21 protein-coding genes and 2 tRNA genes are annotated in these 14,114 nt (G+C 67.1%); 4 read left to right on the forward strand and 19 right to left on the reverse strand.

Annotation, left to right across the window (positions count from 1 at the left end):
* Positions 1-100: 100 nt before the first annotated feature.
* Complete coding sequence (locus MX571_RS13250; RefSeq protein ID WP_247417500.1) at positions 101-556, reverse strand: SRPBCC domain-containing protein; 456 nt, start codon at positions 554-556, stop codon at positions 101-103.
* Positions 557-657: 101 nt separating this feature from the next.
* Here MX571_RS13250 and MX571_RS13255 point away from each other — a divergent pair, with 101 nt between their 5' ends.
* Entirely contained in the window at positions 658-1,113 is a 456-nt protein-coding gene (locus tag MX571_RS13255) for a DUF7960 family protein (RefSeq protein WP_247417502.1), read from the forward strand.
* A 30-nt stretch (positions 1,114-1,143) separates the two neighbouring features.
* Here MX571_RS13255 and MX571_RS13260 read toward each other — a convergent pair whose 3' ends face one another.
* From MX571_RS13260 to mvk, 3 genes are all read right to left on the reverse strand, one after another.
* Entirely contained in the window at positions 1,144-1,950 is an 807-nt protein-coding gene (locus MX571_RS13260) for an SDR family oxidoreductase (RefSeq protein ID WP_247417504.1), read from the reverse strand.
* Between the two features lie 112 nt (positions 1,951-2,062).
* Positions 2,063-2,794, reverse strand: coding sequence for an isopentenyl phosphate kinase (locus MX571_RS13265; RefSeq protein ID WP_247417506.1), 732 nt, complete (start codon positions 2,792-2,794; stop codon positions 2,063-2,065).
* The gene (gene mvk / locus MX571_RS13270) at positions 2,791-3,777 is read right to left on the reverse strand and encodes a mevalonate kinase (protein ID WP_247417509.1); all 987 of its coding nucleotides are present in this window, start codon (positions 3,775-3,777) and stop codon (positions 2,791-2,793) included. The genes MX571_RS13265 and mvk overlap by 4 nt, the downstream gene beginning before the upstream one ends.
* Positions 3,778-3,971: 194 nt before the next feature.
* On the opposite strand from mvk, the gene MX571_RS13275 reads away from it, so the two are divergent.
* The gene (locus tag MX571_RS13275; protein WP_247417512.1) at positions 3,972-4,484 is read left to right on the forward strand and encodes an NUDIX hydrolase; all 513 of its coding nucleotides are present in this window, start codon (positions 3,972-3,974) and stop codon (positions 4,482-4,484) included.
* A gap of 45 nt (positions 4,485-4,529) precedes the next feature.
* Here MX571_RS13275 and rpsB read toward each other — a convergent pair whose 3' ends face one another.
* From rpsB to moaA, 14 genes are all read right to left on the reverse strand, one after another.
* On the reverse strand, positions 4,530-5,300 hold the full coding sequence (rpsB, locus tag MX571_RS13280; RefSeq protein ID WP_247417515.1) for a 30S ribosomal protein S2: 771 nt from the start codon (positions 5,298-5,300) through the stop codon (positions 4,530-4,532).
* A complete protein-coding gene (gene eno / locus MX571_RS13285) occupies positions 5,297-6,493 on the reverse strand; it encodes a phosphopyruvate hydratase (RefSeq protein ID WP_247417517.1) in 1,197 nt (398 codons plus the stop codon). Before eno ends, rpsB begins: the two co-directional genes overlap by 4 nt.
* Entirely contained in the window at positions 6,490-6,669 is a 180-nt protein-coding gene (locus MX571_RS13290) for a DNA-directed RNA polymerase subunit K (protein WP_247417519.1), read from the reverse strand. Before MX571_RS13290 ends, eno begins: the two co-directional genes overlap by 4 nt.
* The gene (locus MX571_RS13295) at positions 6,669-6,863 is read right to left on the reverse strand and encodes a DNA-directed RNA polymerase subunit N (protein WP_247417521.1); all 195 of its coding nucleotides are present in this window, start codon (positions 6,861-6,863) and stop codon (positions 6,669-6,671) included. Before MX571_RS13295 ends, MX571_RS13290 begins: the two co-directional genes overlap by 1 nt.
* Before the next feature lie 12 nt (positions 6,864-6,875).
* On the reverse strand, positions 6,876-7,274 hold the full coding sequence (locus MX571_RS13300; RefSeq protein WP_247417523.1) for a 30S ribosomal protein S9: 399 nt from the start codon (positions 7,272-7,274) through the stop codon (positions 6,876-6,878).
* On the reverse strand, positions 7,268-7,717 hold the full coding sequence (locus tag MX571_RS13305; protein WP_247417524.1) for a 50S ribosomal protein L13: 450 nt from the start codon (positions 7,715-7,717) through the stop codon (positions 7,268-7,270). The genes MX571_RS13300 and MX571_RS13305 overlap by 7 nt, the downstream gene beginning before the upstream one ends.
* Entirely contained in the window at positions 7,714-8,061 is a 348-nt protein-coding gene (locus MX571_RS13310) for a 50S ribosomal protein L18e (RefSeq protein WP_247417526.1), read from the reverse strand. Before MX571_RS13310 ends, MX571_RS13305 begins: the two co-directional genes overlap by 4 nt.
* A gap of 21 nt (positions 8,062-8,082) precedes the next feature.
* Positions 8,083-8,167: transfer RNA gene (locus tag MX571_RS13315), tRNA-Leu, on the reverse strand.
* Positions 8,168-8,265: 98 nt separating this feature from the next.
* The gene (locus MX571_RS13320) at positions 8,266-9,015 is read right to left on the reverse strand and encodes a DNA-directed RNA polymerase subunit D (RefSeq protein ID WP_247417528.1); all 750 of its coding nucleotides are present in this window, start codon (positions 9,013-9,015) and stop codon (positions 8,266-8,268) included.
* Positions 9,016-9,018: 3 nt separating this feature from the next.
* Positions 9,019-9,411: a 30S ribosomal protein S11 gene (locus MX571_RS13325; protein WP_158203702.1), complete on the reverse strand. Its 393-nt coding sequence runs from the start codon at positions 9,409-9,411 to the stop codon at positions 9,019-9,021.
* The gene (locus MX571_RS13330) at positions 9,408-9,935 is read right to left on the reverse strand and encodes a 30S ribosomal protein S4 (RefSeq protein ID WP_247417530.1); all 528 of its coding nucleotides are present in this window, start codon (positions 9,933-9,935) and stop codon (positions 9,408-9,410) included. The genes MX571_RS13325 and MX571_RS13330 overlap by 4 nt, the downstream gene beginning before the upstream one ends.
* A complete protein-coding gene (locus tag MX571_RS13335; protein ID WP_247417532.1) occupies positions 9,932-10,429 on the reverse strand; it encodes a 30S ribosomal protein S13 in 498 nt (165 codons plus the stop codon). The genes MX571_RS13330 and MX571_RS13335 overlap by 4 nt, the downstream gene beginning before the upstream one ends.
* Positions 10,430-10,446: 17 nt before the next feature.
* Positions 10,447-10,529: transfer RNA gene (locus tag MX571_RS13340), tRNA-Ser, on the reverse strand.
* A gap of 209 nt (positions 10,530-10,738) precedes the next feature.
* Complete coding sequence (gene moaA / locus MX571_RS13345) at positions 10,739-11,713, reverse strand: GTP 3',8-cyclase MoaA (RefSeq protein WP_247417534.1); 975 nt, start codon at positions 11,711-11,713, stop codon at positions 10,739-10,741.
* Between the two features lie 189 nt (positions 11,714-11,902).
* Between moaA and MX571_RS13350 the strand changes: the two genes are divergently transcribed.
* A complete protein-coding gene (locus MX571_RS13350) occupies positions 11,903-12,955 on the forward strand; it encodes an Mrp/NBP35 family ATP-binding protein (RefSeq protein ID WP_247417536.1) in 1,053 nt (350 codons plus the stop codon).
* On the forward strand, positions 12,952-13,164 hold the full coding sequence (locus MX571_RS13355; RefSeq protein WP_247417538.1) for a DUF7976 family protein: 213 nt from the start codon (positions 12,952-12,954) through the stop codon (positions 13,162-13,164). The genes MX571_RS13350 and MX571_RS13355 overlap by 4 nt, the downstream gene beginning before the upstream one ends.
* A gap of 1 nt (position 13,165) precedes the next feature.
* On the opposite strand, the gene MX571_RS13360 is transcribed toward MX571_RS13355, so the two are convergent.
* Positions 13,166-14,113 (reverse strand): hypothetical protein, encoded by a 948-nt coding sequence (locus MX571_RS13360; protein ID WP_247417542.1) that lies wholly within the window; start codon positions 14,111-14,113, stop codon positions 13,166-13,168.
* Position 14,114 lies beyond the last annotated feature (1 nt).

Raw genomic sequence — 14,114 nt, forward strand, 5'->3', positions numbered from 1 at the left:
GACGGCGTCTCACGGTGGTTCGCCGGTCGACGGTGCGTCCTCCCCTGTCGTCCCGACAGCCTCGACGCACCGCCGTCGAGCGTCGGACCGCCGTCGAGCGTCAGTGCGTCGTCTCGGCAGACGACCCGGTCGTCTGCTCCCGGTCGACCCGTTCGGCGAGCGCCCAGTTCATCGACTCGTAGGTCGCCTCGTCGTCTTCGCTGGTAACGAACCCCACGAGCAGGCCCGACAGTTCCTCCCGATTGACCAGCAGCGTCCGGCCGCAGTCGAGCGATTCGAGGTCGAACGTGTGGCGTCCCTCGAACAGCCACGACGACCCGACCCGACCCACCCACTGGAGTCGGCGCTCCGGGTCGACAGTCGTCACCCTCGGCCGGAGCGTGCGCGTCCGACCGCTCTGGTCGACGGTTATCGTCACCCGTTCGCCCTCGCGCAGCTCGCCGCTGGCCGACGTGAGGTGTGGGTTCCACTCCTCGTAGGCGTCGAGGTCGGTGAGTGTGGACCAGACGGCCGACGGCGGGCTATCGATGACCGTCTCCGTACGTATCGTCCTCATCGACCGCTAGAGAGGTCGCGCACGACGATGAACCTGTTCTCTGCGGGACGTGAACCGTCGGTACCGGAGAGGACAAAGCCCCCCCGCTCGTACGGCTGCCCATGTACACGGGCAAGACGGAGAAGCCGTGTTGTCTCTGCGGCGACCGGGAGACGGTCGCCAGGCTCGACCTCCCGCCGCGAGCGGTACAGTCGATGGAGAACTCGGGGCCGATAGCCTGGCGCGACATCGTCGGCGAGGTGTCGGTCCACTTCTGCGAGTCGGACTGGGATCTCGTCACCGACCTCGTCCTCGACACCGGGATGTCGCCGCTCCCCCGGTGTAACGTGGCGCAGGCCTCGCTCGACATCCGCGAGGACTTCGAGGCCCTGTTGAACGACGTTCGCGAGGAACCCGACCAGCGAGCGCTCGAAGAACGGATGCTGACCGACGCTCGCGAGACCATCGAGCGCGTCGAGAGCGAGGGTATCGAGGAGGTCAACACCCGCGATGCGGTCGAGGCGTACGTCCGCCTCTGGGCGCTCGAGGACGCCGACCGGGCCGAGGCGACCGAGTAGGCCATCGCGTCCCGAGGGTTCAGGGCCCGCTCAGTACGGCACCGTCGGGAGCGCGTGGCCACCGTCGACGACGAAGTACCCGCCGGTCACGTACGCCGCGGCGGGACTGGCGAGGAACAGCGTGAGCGGGACGCAGTCGGCCGCGTCGCCGAACCGGTCGACGGGGATGGTCTCCAGCATCGAGGCGGGGAGTTCGCCACCCGCCGCCTCCGCGACGCCTTCGGTCTCGACGATGCCCGGCGCGACGGTGTTCGCCCGGATGCCGTGGTCGGCCCACTCGTTGGCGACGGTCTGCATCAGGTTGTGGACGCCCGCCTTCCCCGCACCGGAGTGAGCATGGTACGGCGCGCCGCCGACGCTGTTGGTCGCCCCCATCGACAGCACGACGCCGCCGTCGTTCTCCATCATGTGCTCCCCCACCGAGAGCGTGCAGTAGGCCGTCCCGTCGAGGATGGTCCCGACGACGGCCCGCCACCCGTTCGGCGAGAGCGACTCAGTGGGGCTGAGGAAGTTCGCGCCCGCGTTGTTCACGAGCACGTCGATACCACCCAACTCGTCGACGACGGTGTCGCGCATCGACTCGACCTGTTCGTACTCGCGGACGTCGACGGTCGTCGCACAGGCGCGACGCCCGCGGGCTTCGACCGCCTCGGCGACCGGTTCGAGGTGGTCCATCGACCGCGAGGCGACGGCCACGTCCGCTCCGTGGTCCGCGAACGCGAGCGCGAGTTCTCGGCCGATGCCGGTCCCGCCGCCGGTTATCAGCACGCGCTCGCCGTCGAACAGGTCCTCGCGGAAGATGTCGGTGCTCGGTGGCGTCCGTGGCCAGTCGCTCATCGTGGACCACCCGGAGGGTCGTGGTGCATGGTGGCACACGTGTGACGGGGCCGCTTAACTCTGCGTGTCGAGGTGTGACGTCGTGGCCCCCCTCGTCTCAGAGTGTCCGACCTCAGTCCCCGATACGGGTCCCGACGCGCTCCTCGGCGACGAACGAGTCCAGCCCGTCGAGGTCGAAGATGGTCGCGGGGACGTCGAGCGAGAGCAGCTCCTCGACCTTCGCGGCCATCCCGCCGGTGACGTCCGTCGACTCGCTCTCGCCGAGGGCGGTCGCCACGTCGGCGAAGGAGTCGATGTACTCGATTACCTCGCCGTCGTCGTCGTAGACGCCCGGCACCGCAGAACAGAGACCCACGCGCTCGGCGTCGAGGTGGTCGGCGAGTTCGACGACCAGTTCGTCGCCCGAGAGGATTGTCGCCCCTTTCCCCTCGTGACCCACGACGTCGCCGTGGAGGACGGGGACGAACCCCTCCCGGAGGAGCGTCCGGACCTGTCCGGTCGGGAGGACGAGGTCCGCGACGGCGTTGCGGAAGCCCGCCGAGAACGGGTGGACCGGCACCGCGGGCACGTCCTCGTCGTGGAACGCGTCCAGCACGGCGCTGTTGAGGCGACTCATCGCGTCGTGGACGGCGACCACCTCCTCGTAGTCCTCGGTGCCGACGGTCCGCGAGACGCCGAACTCGTTCGCGAAGTGGTGGCCGAACGACCCGCCGCCGTGGACCACGACGAGGTCCTCGTCGACGGCCGCCAGCGCCCGCGCGGCGTGCTGGAGGGATTCCCCGTCGACCGTCTCCGGCGCGTCCTTGTCGGTGATGACGCTCCCGCCGAGTTTGACGATGATCACTCCACACGCACCCCTTCGCGGTCCAGTTCGGCGCGGAACGCCGCCTCGCAACCGGGCGTGTAGTTCAGCGCCGTCCTCGTCGCCTCCGTCTCGTCGAGGGCGACGATACAGCCGCCGCCGCCAGCGCCGGTGAGTTTCGCGCCGCGTGCGCCCGCCTCTCGGGCGGCCCACACCATCGCGTCCAGCGACCGCGAGGAGACGCCGAGCGCCGACAGCAGGCCGTGGTCGAAGTTCATCAGCTTCCCGACCGCACTCACGTCGTCGTCGGCCAGCGCCTCCTCGCCCTCGCGGACCACGTCGCCGATGGCCCCGATGGTGTCCGCGGCGAAGTCGAACTCCTCGCGGAGCGCTCGCACCCCGGCGACGAGTTCGCCCGTGTCGCCCGCGCCGCCGTCGTAGCCGACGACGAAGGGGAGGTTCGGTACGTCGTCGATTCGACGGCAGTCGTCGCCCTCGACGCGGACCGCGCCGCCCATCGCCGAGCAGAAGGTGTCCGCTCGCGACGCCTCGCCGTCCTGCACCTCGTGTTCGACCCGATAGGCGCGGTCGGCGACCGCCTCCTGGGTGAGTTCGACGCCGAGTTCCCGCGTCGCGGCGTCGATGGCCGCGACGACGACGGCCGCCGACGAGCCCAGTCCCGCACCCAGCGGGATGTCGCTCTCGACGGTCATGTCGAAGCCCGCCTCCGGTTCGTCGGCGACGTCGCGGGCCTGCTCGACGGCTCCATCGACGTAGCCCATCGCCGCCTCCACGAGCGACGTCGGAACGTTCACGTCGGGCGTATCGCCGCCCTCGCCGCTGTACTCGACGGTGAACCCGTCGAGGGTCAGGTCCTTGGCCTCCACCCGGAGGCGGTCGTCGTCGCGGGCCTCGACGGTCACCCGTGCGCGTCGCTCGATTGCGCAGGGGACCGCCGGTTCGCCGTAGACGACGGCGTGTTCGCCGAAGAGGTACACCTTCCCCGGCGCGCTCGAAACGGTCATACTTCCTCCCTGCCGGAGCGGGCGGTTAAGCGTGTCCGAACGCGGTCACCGACGGGACGAAGCTGGGGGCGGCCGGTCGGGACCCCCCGAGTCGGACACCGTCCACTGGGAACTGGCCGGCCGTCGGAGCGGTACGTCCGGAGCGACAGGACCGTCGGCAAACCCCTATACGACTGGCGGGCTGAGGGGAGTCCATGTCTGTTCTCGCGGCCAGTCGTCACCTCGACAGGACGCTGGCCACGCTCGCTGCGGAGTACGGGTCGGTCGAGGTCGTCGGCGAGGCCCACGAGGTCGCCCCGGACGAGTACGACCGCCTCCTCGAACGGGCGGACGCGTTCGACGGCTGTGGCGGTGCCGGGGCGTGGCTCCGGGACGAGGCGGACCGCGTCCTCCTCGTCGAGAGCGACGCGGGCTGGCGCGAACCCGGAACGACTCGCCTGCCCGACGACGACCCAATCGACGCCGCGCGGCGCGCGGTTCGAGAGCAGACCGGACTCGTCGCCGACCTCACCGACGTCCGTCACGTCCACGTCCGCTTCCACCGGGACTGGACCGACCGCGACCCGGTACCACAGCCGTTCGTCGTGTTCGAGGGGACCGCGTCGGGCACGCCGGCCGACGGTGCGCGGTGGCACGACAGCCGACCCGAAGAGCTGCTGTACGAGCGCCTCGCGGAGCTGCCGCTGGCGGAGCGAGAGAAACAGTAACACCAGCACGTCACCGCCGACCGCGACGCGTCCGCGAAAACGCGGTTATATCTCGGTCTCGAAGTCCTCCAGCGCGTAGGAGGGTTCGGCACCGCGGTTGTCGAGCGTCTCGTTGGCCAGCAGCCAGTAGACGACCGACAGGGCCTTGCGACCCTTGTTGTTCGTCGGGACGACGAGGTCCACGTTCGACGTGGAGTTGTTGGAGTCACACATCGCGACGACGGGGATGCCGACCGTGATGGCCTCCTTGACCGCCTGCGCGTCGCCGATGGGGTCGGTGACGACCACGACGTCCGGTTCGATGTAGCCGTCGTACTTCGGGTTCGTCAGCGTGCCGGGGATGAACCGGCCCGTGCGGGCGCGAGCGCCGACGGCGTCCGCGAACTTCTCGGCCGGGAACCGACCGTACTGGCGCGAGGAGGCGACCAGGATCTGCTCGGGGTTGTAGTTCGAGAGGAACCGCGCCGCCGTGCGGATGCGGTCGTCGGTCTGGGAGACGTCCAGCACGTACAGCCCGTCGGTCCGGACGCGGTGGATGAACCGCTCCATGTCCTTCGTCTTCTGCTGGGTCCCGATGTGCGCCCCGGCGGCGAGGTAGTCCTCGACCGGGATGAGGAGGTCGGCCTCGTCGTCGGGCATGACGTCCTCGTCGAGCACCGGTTCGGCATCCTCCTCTGGCTCCTCGACCTCCGCGGCGTCGTCGGGGGCTACCTCGGGTGCGTCTGCTTCGGCCGCCTCTTCGGCGGCGGGCGTTACGTCTTCATCGGACTCCTCGGCCGCGTCGACCTCTTCGAGTCCTTCTTCGTTATCGCTCATGCGTTTTCCTCGATTCTGATGAGTTCGTTCAGCTTCGCTGTTCGCTCGCCGCCGACCGCGCCCGTCTTGATGAACGGGGCGGCCGTCGCCACGGCGAGGTGTGCGATGGTCGTGTCCTCCGTCTCGCCGCTCCGGTGGGAGACGACCGCGTCGTACCCGTTGTCGCGCGCCAGTTCGATGGCGTCGAACGCGTCCGACAGCGTCCCGATCTGGTTCGGCTTGACGAGGATGCTGTTGGCCGCACCCTCCTCGATGCCCGTCTCGAGACGCTCGACGTTCGTGACGAACAGGTCGTCGCCACAGACGAGGCAGTTCTCGCCCACCCGCTCGGTGAGCGCGGCGAACCCCTCGTAGTCGTCCTCGTCGAGCGGGTCCTCGACGTAGGCGAGGTCGTACTCGTCGACCAGGTCCGCCACGTACTCGACCTGCTCGTCGGGCGAGCGCTCGGTGTCCGAGTAGACGTACGACCCGTCCTCGAACATCTCGGCGGCGGCCACGTCCAGGCCGAACCGGATCTCGAAGCCGACCTCCTCCTCGACCCGCGAGACGGCCTCCTCCATCACGTCGAACGCCTCCGCGTCGTCGATGGAGGGTGCCCACGCGCCCTCGTCGCCCTTCGCGGCGGCCTCGCCACGGTCGGCGAGGACGTCGCGAGCGGCACCGTGGACGGCCGCGTTGGCGAACACCGCGTCGGCGACGCTCGGTGCGCCGACCGGCGCGGCCAGGAACTCCTGGATGTCGGTCGCGTCGGCGGCGTGTTCGCCACCGCCGATGACGTTGCCCAGCGGCGTCGGGAACTCGTCGCCCCGGAAGGCACCACCGAGGTGCTGGTACAGCGGCGCGCCGAGCATGTCGGCGGCGGCCTTCGCGGCCGCCATCGAGATGGCGACGGCGCTGTTCGCACCGATCTCCGAGAAGTCGTCGGTGCCGTCGGCCTCGCGCAGGACGAAGTCGACCGACCGCTGGTCGCCCGCGTACACCTGCCCCTCCAGTCGAGGGACGGCGAGTTCGCGGGCGTTCGCGATGGCCTCCTCGGCCGGCAGTTCGATGGCCTCGTACTCGCCGGTCGACGCTCCGGACGGAGCGGCCGCCCGGCCGAACCCACCGCTCTCGGTGGTGACGTCGGCCTCGACCGTCGGGTTACCCCGCGAGTCCAGGATGCGACGGAGTCGCACCTCGGTGATGAGCGTCACTGCTGCCCCCGGATGACCGTGAACGGCAGTGCGCCCGCGTCGTACTCCTCGGCGGCGACCAGAATCGGTTCGCTCTGCTCGGACTCGACGAGCACGGGTGCGCCGTAGGACACCTGCAGCGCTCGCGCGCCGATGATGCGAGCCTTCTCGTACCGGTTGTGTTCTTGTTGGGCCATCACTGGTAGGGGGCGACGATGTCCACGAGGTCCTTGTGGGAGACGAGCATCCGACGGCAACACGGCCGGTCGACGCCCAGGTCGTCGAGGACCTCGGCGGGATTCTCTGCTTCCTCTTCGGTCCGTCGCGTGAACTCCTCCCAGTGTTCACCCACGACTTTGCCGCACGTGAAACACCGGACTGGGATCATCATGAGTGGATCACCTCAGCGGTAGGACTTCTGGTAACGCGCACGAGCACCCGGTCCACCCCACTTCTTGGACTCGGTCTGTCGGACGTCGTTGACCAGCAGCGAGCGGTCGAACGTCATGTACGCGTCCCGCAGTTCGGCGTCGTTGGTGAACTCGACGAGTCCACGGGCGATGGCGGTGCGGGCCGCGTCGGCCTGCCCCATCACGCCGCCGCCGGAGACGTCGACCTCGACGTCGACGCCGTCCCGGAGCTCCTCGTCCGCGATGCGGAACGGTTCGAGCATCTTCAACTGCGCCATCTCCGGCTCGGTCAACTCGACTGGCTGTGCGTTGATGCGCACCCGGCCCTGGCCCTCTCGGACCGTCGCCCGGGCGATCGCGGTCTTCTTCTTGCCGCTCGTGTTGGTTACCATGTAACGTTCGCCCCGATCTGTTCGCTGATCTCGCCCAGCGTGACGAATTTGATGTTCGACAGACGGTCGAGCGAGGTGCCGTCGAGGATCTCCGCCTCGCGGTTCTCGTCGCCCTCGTACGGGTTGCCCACGTACGTCCGGACGTTCTCGAACGCCTCGCGCCCGCGCGGGGTCTTGTACGGGACCATGCCGCGGATGGCGCGCTTGAAGAGGCGGTCGGGTCGCTTCGGGTAGTACGGCCCGCGGTCCGAACCGACCTCGACGCGCTTGCGGTACTTCGCCAGCACGTCGTCTTCGTCGCCGGTGACGATGGCGTGTTCGGCGTTGACGACGGCGACGCGCTCGCCGTCCATCGCGCGCTGGGACACCTCGCTGGCGACGCGACCGAGGATGCAGTCGCGTGCGTCGACGACGAGGTCTGCGTCGAACTCGGCGACGCTCATCGAATCACCCTGACGTCGCTGCCTTCCGGGTTCTGTTCGAGTGCCTGTTCGAGGTCGATGGCCTCACCGACCTGACTGATCTTCGTGCGGGCCGTCCCGGAGAAGTCGACGGCAGCGACGGTGACGTCCTTGCGGAGCGCACCACTGCCGAGGACCTTTCCGGGGACGATGACGGTCTCTTCTTCCTGGGCGTACCGTTCGATACGCCCGAGGTTGACCTCCGCGTGCGTTCGCCGTGGCGCTTCGAGCCGGTCGGCGACGTCGCCCCACACCGCGGCACCGCTCCGTGCGGCGGCCTTACAGTCGGCGATGAGACTCTGGAGTCTCGGGTTCGTCTTACTCATTGATCTGAATTACTGAAGAAGTGCAGGGAGCAGGATTTGAACCTGCGGACCCCTGAAGGACGGCGCCCTGAACGCCGCGCCGTTGGCCAGACTTGGCTATCCCTGCTCGCATTCGTATCTCGGTGGTTCCCGTAAAACCCCTTTCGGTCCGTCGGCTCTGCGGGGCCTGCGTCATCACCGGGGGATTGGGGGTTCGGGACATCGTTACAACTGGACCGCTTCTTCGAGTTCGTCTGCGCGAGCGTACAGCGAGTCGACGGCTTCGAGCACGAGGTCGTCGACGCTCATCGAGCCGTCGGTCTCCACGTCGAAGACGAAGGCGTTCGGCACGTCCTCGACGCGCACTTCCTTACCGGGGTAACGGTTCTGGAGGTCGTTGCCGAACTCCTCGGTCGGAATCAGCTCGCCGTCCTCCTCGATGACGCCGCGGATGATCTGCGTCTCCTCGTCCTCGAACTCGCCGAGGTCACCGACGACCTCGACGGTCTGGAGGTGCCGGTAGCCGACCGCGACCCCGCCCTGGTGTTTGGCGTGGGTCTTCCCGCGGTCGAGCACGGCCTCGGCCTCCAGTTCGAGCCGCTGGTTCTCCTTTAGGTCGATGATGGGGACGTTCTCGTCGGCCGGTTGCACGAGGCCGTCGCTGGAGACGAGGTCGCCCGAGTAGGCCGTCGCCGGCCCCTGCACGTCGAGTGCGAGGGTGACGGTCTCGCCCTCCTCGAACTCGCCGGGCGGCGTCGTCAGCGGGACGAGACCGAGTCGAAGCCCGATCATCTCGTCGAACATCACCGACGAGTTCTCGATGACGCGTAGCTCGTCGATAGAGAGCGTGGGGACGTCCGCGACCATCGCTCGCCGGATACCGTTGGCGAACGCCGGGGTCACCCCACGCACGACGAACCGGGCGTCCCGGTCGTCCTCGGAGCGGTCGATGAACTCCACGTCGAACTCACTCATGGCTCAGAACCCGCTGTTCTTCGGTGGTCGGGTCCCGTCGTGCGGGATCGGCGTGACGTCCTCGATGCGACCGATCTCGAGGCCCGCACGAGCGAGCGCCCGGATGGTCGCCTGCGCGCCGGGACCGGGGTTCTTCTGCAGGTTGCCACCGGGGCCGCGAACGCGGACGTGGACGCCCTCGATGCCCTGCGCGAGGATGTCCTCGGCGACCGTCTCGGCCATCTGCATGGCCGCGTACGGCGACGCCTCGTCGCGGTTCTGCTTGACGACCGTCCCACCCGACGATTTCGCGAGCGTCTCCGCGCCCGTCTCGTCCGTGATGGTGATGATGGTGTTGTTGAACGATGCGTGGACGTGTGCGATGGCCCAGCGGCCCTCGGGTTCCTGTTGACTCATTCTTGGCCCTCCGCTCGGGCGGGGTGCAGGTCGTCCGCAAGCGGGCTGTTCTCGTCGAACGCGATGGTGTCCTCCTCGCTCGTCGTCACGGTGTACGACGGAACGCGGACGCGCGAGTCACCGACGACGACGTGGCCGTGCGTGATGAACTGGCGCGCCTGGGTCGGCGTGCTCGCCAGGCCCTTCCGGTACGCGATGGTCTGGAGGCGGCGTTCGAGCACGTCGGTCACTTCGAGCGACAGAATGTCGTCGAGGCTGTCCGCGTCCCCGAGGATGCCCTTGCGCTGCAGGCTGGCCAGGAACTCCTGACCGGCCTCGGCGGCGGCCTCGGCGTCACCCTGCGACTCGCCGAGGAGGCGACGTGCCTCGCGGCGGTAGTCGCGCAGTTCGGACTGCGCCTTCCAGAGTTCCTCCTTGTTCTTCAGGCCGTAGCGACCCGTGAGGCCGCCTTCCTCGGAGATGCGCTCGCCCTGATACGGGTGGTTCGGCGTCTCGTAGAGCTTGGTGTTCTGTCCGAGCGTCATTCGTCCTCAGCTGCCTCCTCTTTGATGGCCTCGACGTTCACGCCGATGGTACCCTCCGAGCGGCCGGTGGACTTCGTGCGCTGCCCGCGGACCTTCTGGCCGCGCTGGTGACGGACGCCCTTGTAGGAGCTGACCATCTTCATGCGGTTGATGTCCTGTCGACGGGTCATCTCGAGTTCGTTGCCGACCTCGTGGGTGGTCTCGCCCGTGAAGTAGCCCTTCTGGTGGTTGGCGAGCCACTCCGGGATGTCCTCGGCGTGCTGTTCGACGGCCTCGACGACGCTCTCGATGACGTCGTCGTCGAGACGGCCGAACGTCGCCGTCCGGTCGACCTCTGCGCGCTCGCAGATGATGCGGGCGCTCCGTCGCCCGATGCCGTTCATCTCGCTGAGCGAACGCTCGACGGTCTTCGTCCCGTCGAGGTCCGTCTGTCCGATTCGGACGAAGTAACGAATGTCGTCGTCCTCTTCGCCCTCGGGTTGTTCCTGACTCATGTGTTGGTGGGTTCGGACGTCGTGGCGGGGATTCGAACCCCGGAGGCTTGACGCCACAGAGTTAGCAACCCTGCGCCTTAGGCCGCTTGGCTACCACGACTCGCGTTTCGTATCTTCGCTTCGGACTCGCGGTCCGGCACTCGGGAGCCGACCTCCCTACACTGATTGCGTACGACCAAACCCAGTCGCGACACTTAAACACACCGAATCACCAGACCCATGCGAGAGCGCGACACGCCGGGCCTCGCTGGCAGAACGGGAGCGTCAGGAACAGTCGGGTCTTCTGGGCGGGGTCGGAAGAACGTCCACTCAGTCGGCGTCCGCGGGCATCCCGAGGTACTTCTCGTTGACCACCCACTCGTCGTCCTCGTCCCGGACCATGTACTCCCCGTAGTACGGGACGCGGTTGGCGACGACCTCGCGGTACGCCTCGCGGATCTCCTCCTTCGTCATCTCGCCCATCGTGCGCAGGTCGTCGTTCCGGTTGAGACAGCCCTTCAGGTAGCCCTGGTGGGTCACGCGCACGCGGTGGCAGTTCGCGCAGAACGACTCGTTGCCGACCGGGTCGACCACCTCGACCATCCCTCCGTCTATCCAGTACCGCTGGCGACCGTGCATCTCGCGCTGTTCGACGCGGTCGGCCTGCTCTTCGAGCCAGCCGTGGACGCGCTCGATGTCGACGGCCCACTCCGGTCGCCCGGCGAGTTCGGGCATGTACTCGATGAGCTGTAGCTGGAGCCCGTCGTTCTCCGCGACGTGCTCGACCATCTCCGGGACGTACCCCGCGGTCGCCTCGAACACGACCATGTTGAGCTTCACCGGCGTGAGGCCCGCGTCGACGGCGGCCTGCACGCCCTCGATGACGTCGTCGTACCCGCCGCTCTTCGTCAGTTCCCGGAACTCCTGGGGGTCGAGCGCGTCCTGCGAGACGTTCACCCGGTCGAGGCCGGCGTCGACCAGCGCCTCCGCCCGCCCGGGCAGGAACGTCCCGTTCGTCGTGAGCGACGTCTCCATCGAGTCCGGCGTGCGCTCGATGATCTCCTCGAGATCCTGCCGGAGCATCGGCTCACCCCCCGTGAACTTCGCCTTCTCGACGCCGAACTCCTCGACGACTTCGAGGAAACGGACCACGTCGTCGGCGCTCATCTCGTCGTCCTGTGGGTCCATCGGCCCCCGCGTATCCCCCAGTCCCTCGTTGTGACAGTAGACACAGTCGAAGTTACACCGGTCGGTGAGCGAGATGCGGACGCCGGAGACCTCGCGACCGAACTCGTCCGACAACATACCAGACGGTTCCCGCGCGGCGGGATAAACTCGTGCCCGAACCCGACCACTACGTAACCCTCTGTGGTTACCCCGCGCCCGGGAAGTAAACCACCGGACGTTGTTCCCGACCGGATACATCGCCCGGCACTCGTGGCTACTGCCCGGGCGTTCACAACCCTTATCGGCCAAACGCGACGTATCGCCCGCATGGACAAGGAGGAGATTCTCGATCGGTTACGCACGGTCGAGGACTCGCGACTCGGCGACGACATCGTCTCGCTCGGCCTCGTCAACGACGTCACCGTCGACGACCGGACCATTTACATCTCGCTCGCGCTCGGTGCTCCGTACTCGCCCGCGGAGACGGCCATCGCCGGGGCCGTCCGCGAAGCACTCGCCGACGCCGACCGGGAACTCTCGCTCACGGCACAGGTCGAGTCCAACGAGGACCTCGCTCCCGAGGAGCAGGTGCTACCAGACGTCACGAACATCGTCGCCGTCGCCTCCGGGAAGGGTGGCGTCGGGAAATCCACCGTCTCGGTCAACCTCGCCGCCGGGCTCGCCGACATGGGTGCCAGCGTCGGGCTGTTCGACGCGGACATCTACGGCCCGAACGTCCCCCGGATGGTCGACTCCGAACAGCACCCGGAAGCGACGCCCGACGACACCATCGTCCCGCCCGAGAAGTTCGGTATGAAGCTGATGAGTATGGCCTTCCTCGTCGGCGAGGACGACCCCGTCATCTGGCGCGGTCCGATGGTCCACCAGATTCTCACGCAGCTCTGGGAGGACGTCGAGTGGGGCCACCTCGACTACCTCGTCGTGGACCTCCCGCCAGGCACCGGCGACACGCAACTGACCCTCCTCCAGTCGCTCCCGCTCGCCGGGTCGGTCATCGTCACGACCCCTCAAGAGGTCGCACTCGACGACGCGCGCAAGGCGCTCCGGATGTTCGGCAAGCACGACACGCCAGTCCTCGGCGTCGTCGAGAACATGTCGTCGTTCCACTGTCCCGACTGTGGCTCCGAACACGCCATCTTCGGGGAGGGGGGCGGCCGCCGGTTCGCCGACGAGGTGGACATGCCGTTCCTCGGCGAACTCCCGCTCGATCCACGAGTTCGCGAAGGTGGCGACACCGGCGAACCGGTCGTCCTCGACGAAGAGAGCGCGACCGGCGACGCGTTCCGCGAGATGGTCGAGAACGTCGCGGACAACGTCGGCGTCGTTCGCCGCCGCGAACACCAGCAGGCGACCAGATGACGGTGGCGGAGGATACCGAGCGGGCTGCATTGCTACGGGACGTCGCTGACGACGTGCGTGGAGAGAGTTCGGAGAGCAAGCAGTTGTCCGCGATTCTGTATCGGGTCAGCGACCTGTACGACACTGACGAGGAGACGTCGCCCGAGGAGATCTACCGGGCGGTTCGGTACATGCTCCAGGTGAAGGAGCGCGGTGGCCTCGATCGCTGAGTCAGCGCACCCTCCGACCGATTAGGAGAGCGACCGAGAGAACACCGATAGCAGCGACGATCACGACCAGAGGGACGCCGCGTACTTCGCTGTCGGTATCGATTCCGTCGCTGATTCCCGAGTTCCCGACGCTCGCGTTCTGGTACTGGTAGGGGTCGTCGCTCCACGGTCCTTCGACTGCTGCGTACGACTCGTTCCACTGCACAGTCTCGCCGTCTACTCGTCCTTCGAACCCGACCTGGTCGATTCCGCCGTCGCTCTGGTTGAACTGGTCGACGTACAACCGTGCTTCACCGACGATGGTCGAGTCGGCATCGTCGAGGAGTTCGACCGTAACGGTCTCCGATTCACCGGTAGGGACGATTGCTGCGTAGAAGCTTCCATCAGTTCCCTGGGTATGAACCATCAACTTCGTCGGATACTGCTGGTCCGAGGGGTTAACGACAGTCACGTTCACGACCGTCGATTGCTCACCGTCGATCATCGCTTGAGAGATCTCGGTTTCCTCAATGTACGGGGTAGGGACCACGGAGGAGTGTTCCGGGTCGATATCGTACTCGAATTCGAACGCACGAGTGCTGCCGTAGGTAGATGCTCTGACGACGTGATTCGTCCGAAGCGCGTCCAACGACGAATTGGTGTTCACCGAAGTTGACCAGTTCTCGTGGGGAGAGAGAGTCATCTCTTCGTCAAGGACTGTTGAATTATCTCCATCTATTATGATTCCCGTACTGAGTGTCCGATTTGTGGGGTTCGTTGCGTTGATCTGGAGATTGTGAGACGTATCGTTGAATGCAAGGTAAAAATCCACGCCAGTCATCGATGTCATCTTCTTTATCTCGAGATTGTCAGAGACATCGCTCGTTTGCCCCTGCACTATCAGGGCAGACTGTCCAATTGTACTAAATAACAACAGAGAAACGACGAGCATCGTCCCGAGAGTGCGCATA

Source organism: Halomarina salina (assembly GCF_023074835.1).
GTDB lineage: Archaea > Halobacteriota > Halobacteria > Halobacteriales > Haloarculaceae > Halomarina > Halomarina salina.

Coding starts and splice junctions, on each gene's coding strand:
- MX571_RS13260 (WP_247417504.1), bottom strand. CDS start 1,950: ATGAGCGACTGGCCACGGACGCCACCGAGCACCGACATCTTCCGCGAG.
- MX571_RS13275 (WP_247417512.1), top strand. CDS start 3,972: ATGTCTGTTCTCGCGGCCAGTCGTCACCTCGACAGGACGCTGGCCACG.
- MX571_RS13325 (WP_158203702.1), bottom strand. CDS start 9,411: ATGAGTCAACAGGAACCCGAGGGCCGCTGGGCCATCGCACACGTCCAC.
- MX571_RS13305 (WP_247417524.1), bottom strand. CDS start 7,717: ATGAGCGTCGCCGAGTTCGACGCAGACCTCGTCGTCGACGCACGCGAC.
- MX571_RS13350 (WP_247417536.1), top strand. CDS start 11,903: ATGGACAAGGAGGAGATTCTCGATCGGTTACGCACGGTCGAGGACTCG.
- MX571_RS13250 (WP_247417500.1), bottom strand. CDS start 556: ATGAGGACGATACGTACGGAGACGGTCATCGATAGCCCGCCGTCGGCC.
- MX571_RS13320 (WP_247417528.1), bottom strand. CDS start 9,015: ATGAGTGAGTTCGACGTGGAGTTCATCGACCGCTCCGAGGACGACCGG.
- MX571_RS13295 (WP_247417521.1), bottom strand. CDS start 6,863: ATGATGATCCCAGTCCGGTGTTTCACGTGCGGCAAAGTCGTGGGTGAA.
- MX571_RS13330 (WP_247417530.1), bottom strand. CDS start 9,935: ATGACGCTCGGACAGAACACCAAGCTCTACGAGACGCCGAACCACCCG.
- MX571_RS13335 (WP_247417532.1), bottom strand. CDS start 10,429: ATGAGTCAGGAACAACCCGAGGGCGAAGAGGACGACGACATTCGTTAC.
- MX571_RS13290 (WP_247417519.1), bottom strand. CDS start 6,669: ATGGCCCAACAAGAACACAACCGGTACGAGAAGGCTCGCATCATCGGC.
- MX571_RS13310 (WP_247417526.1), bottom strand. CDS start 8,061: ATGAGTAAGACGAACCCGAGACTCCAGAGTCTCATCGCCGACTGTAAG.
- MX571_RS13300 (WP_247417523.1), bottom strand. CDS start 7,274: ATGGTAACCAACACGAGCGGCAAGAAGAAGACCGCGATCGCCCGGGCG.
- MX571_RS13360 (WP_247417542.1), bottom strand. CDS start 14,113: ATGCGCACTCTCGGGACGATGCTCGTCGTTTCTCTGTTGTTATTTAGT.
- mvk (WP_247417509.1), bottom strand. CDS start 3,777: ATGACCGTTTCGAGCGCGCCGGGGAAGGTGTACCTCTTCGGCGAACAC.
- MX571_RS13255 (WP_247417502.1), top strand. CDS start 658: ATGTACACGGGCAAGACGGAGAAGCCGTGTTGTCTCTGCGGCGACCGG.
- moaA (WP_247417534.1), bottom strand. CDS start 11,713: ATGTTGTCGGACGAGTTCGGTCGCGAGGTCTCCGGCGTCCGCATCTCG.
- rpsB (WP_247417515.1), bottom strand. CDS start 5,300: ATGAGCGATAACGAAGAAGGACTCGAAGAGGTCGACGCGGCCGAGGAG.
- MX571_RS13355 (WP_247417538.1), top strand. CDS start 12,952: ATGACGGTGGCGGAGGATACCGAGCGGGCTGCATTGCTACGGGACGTC.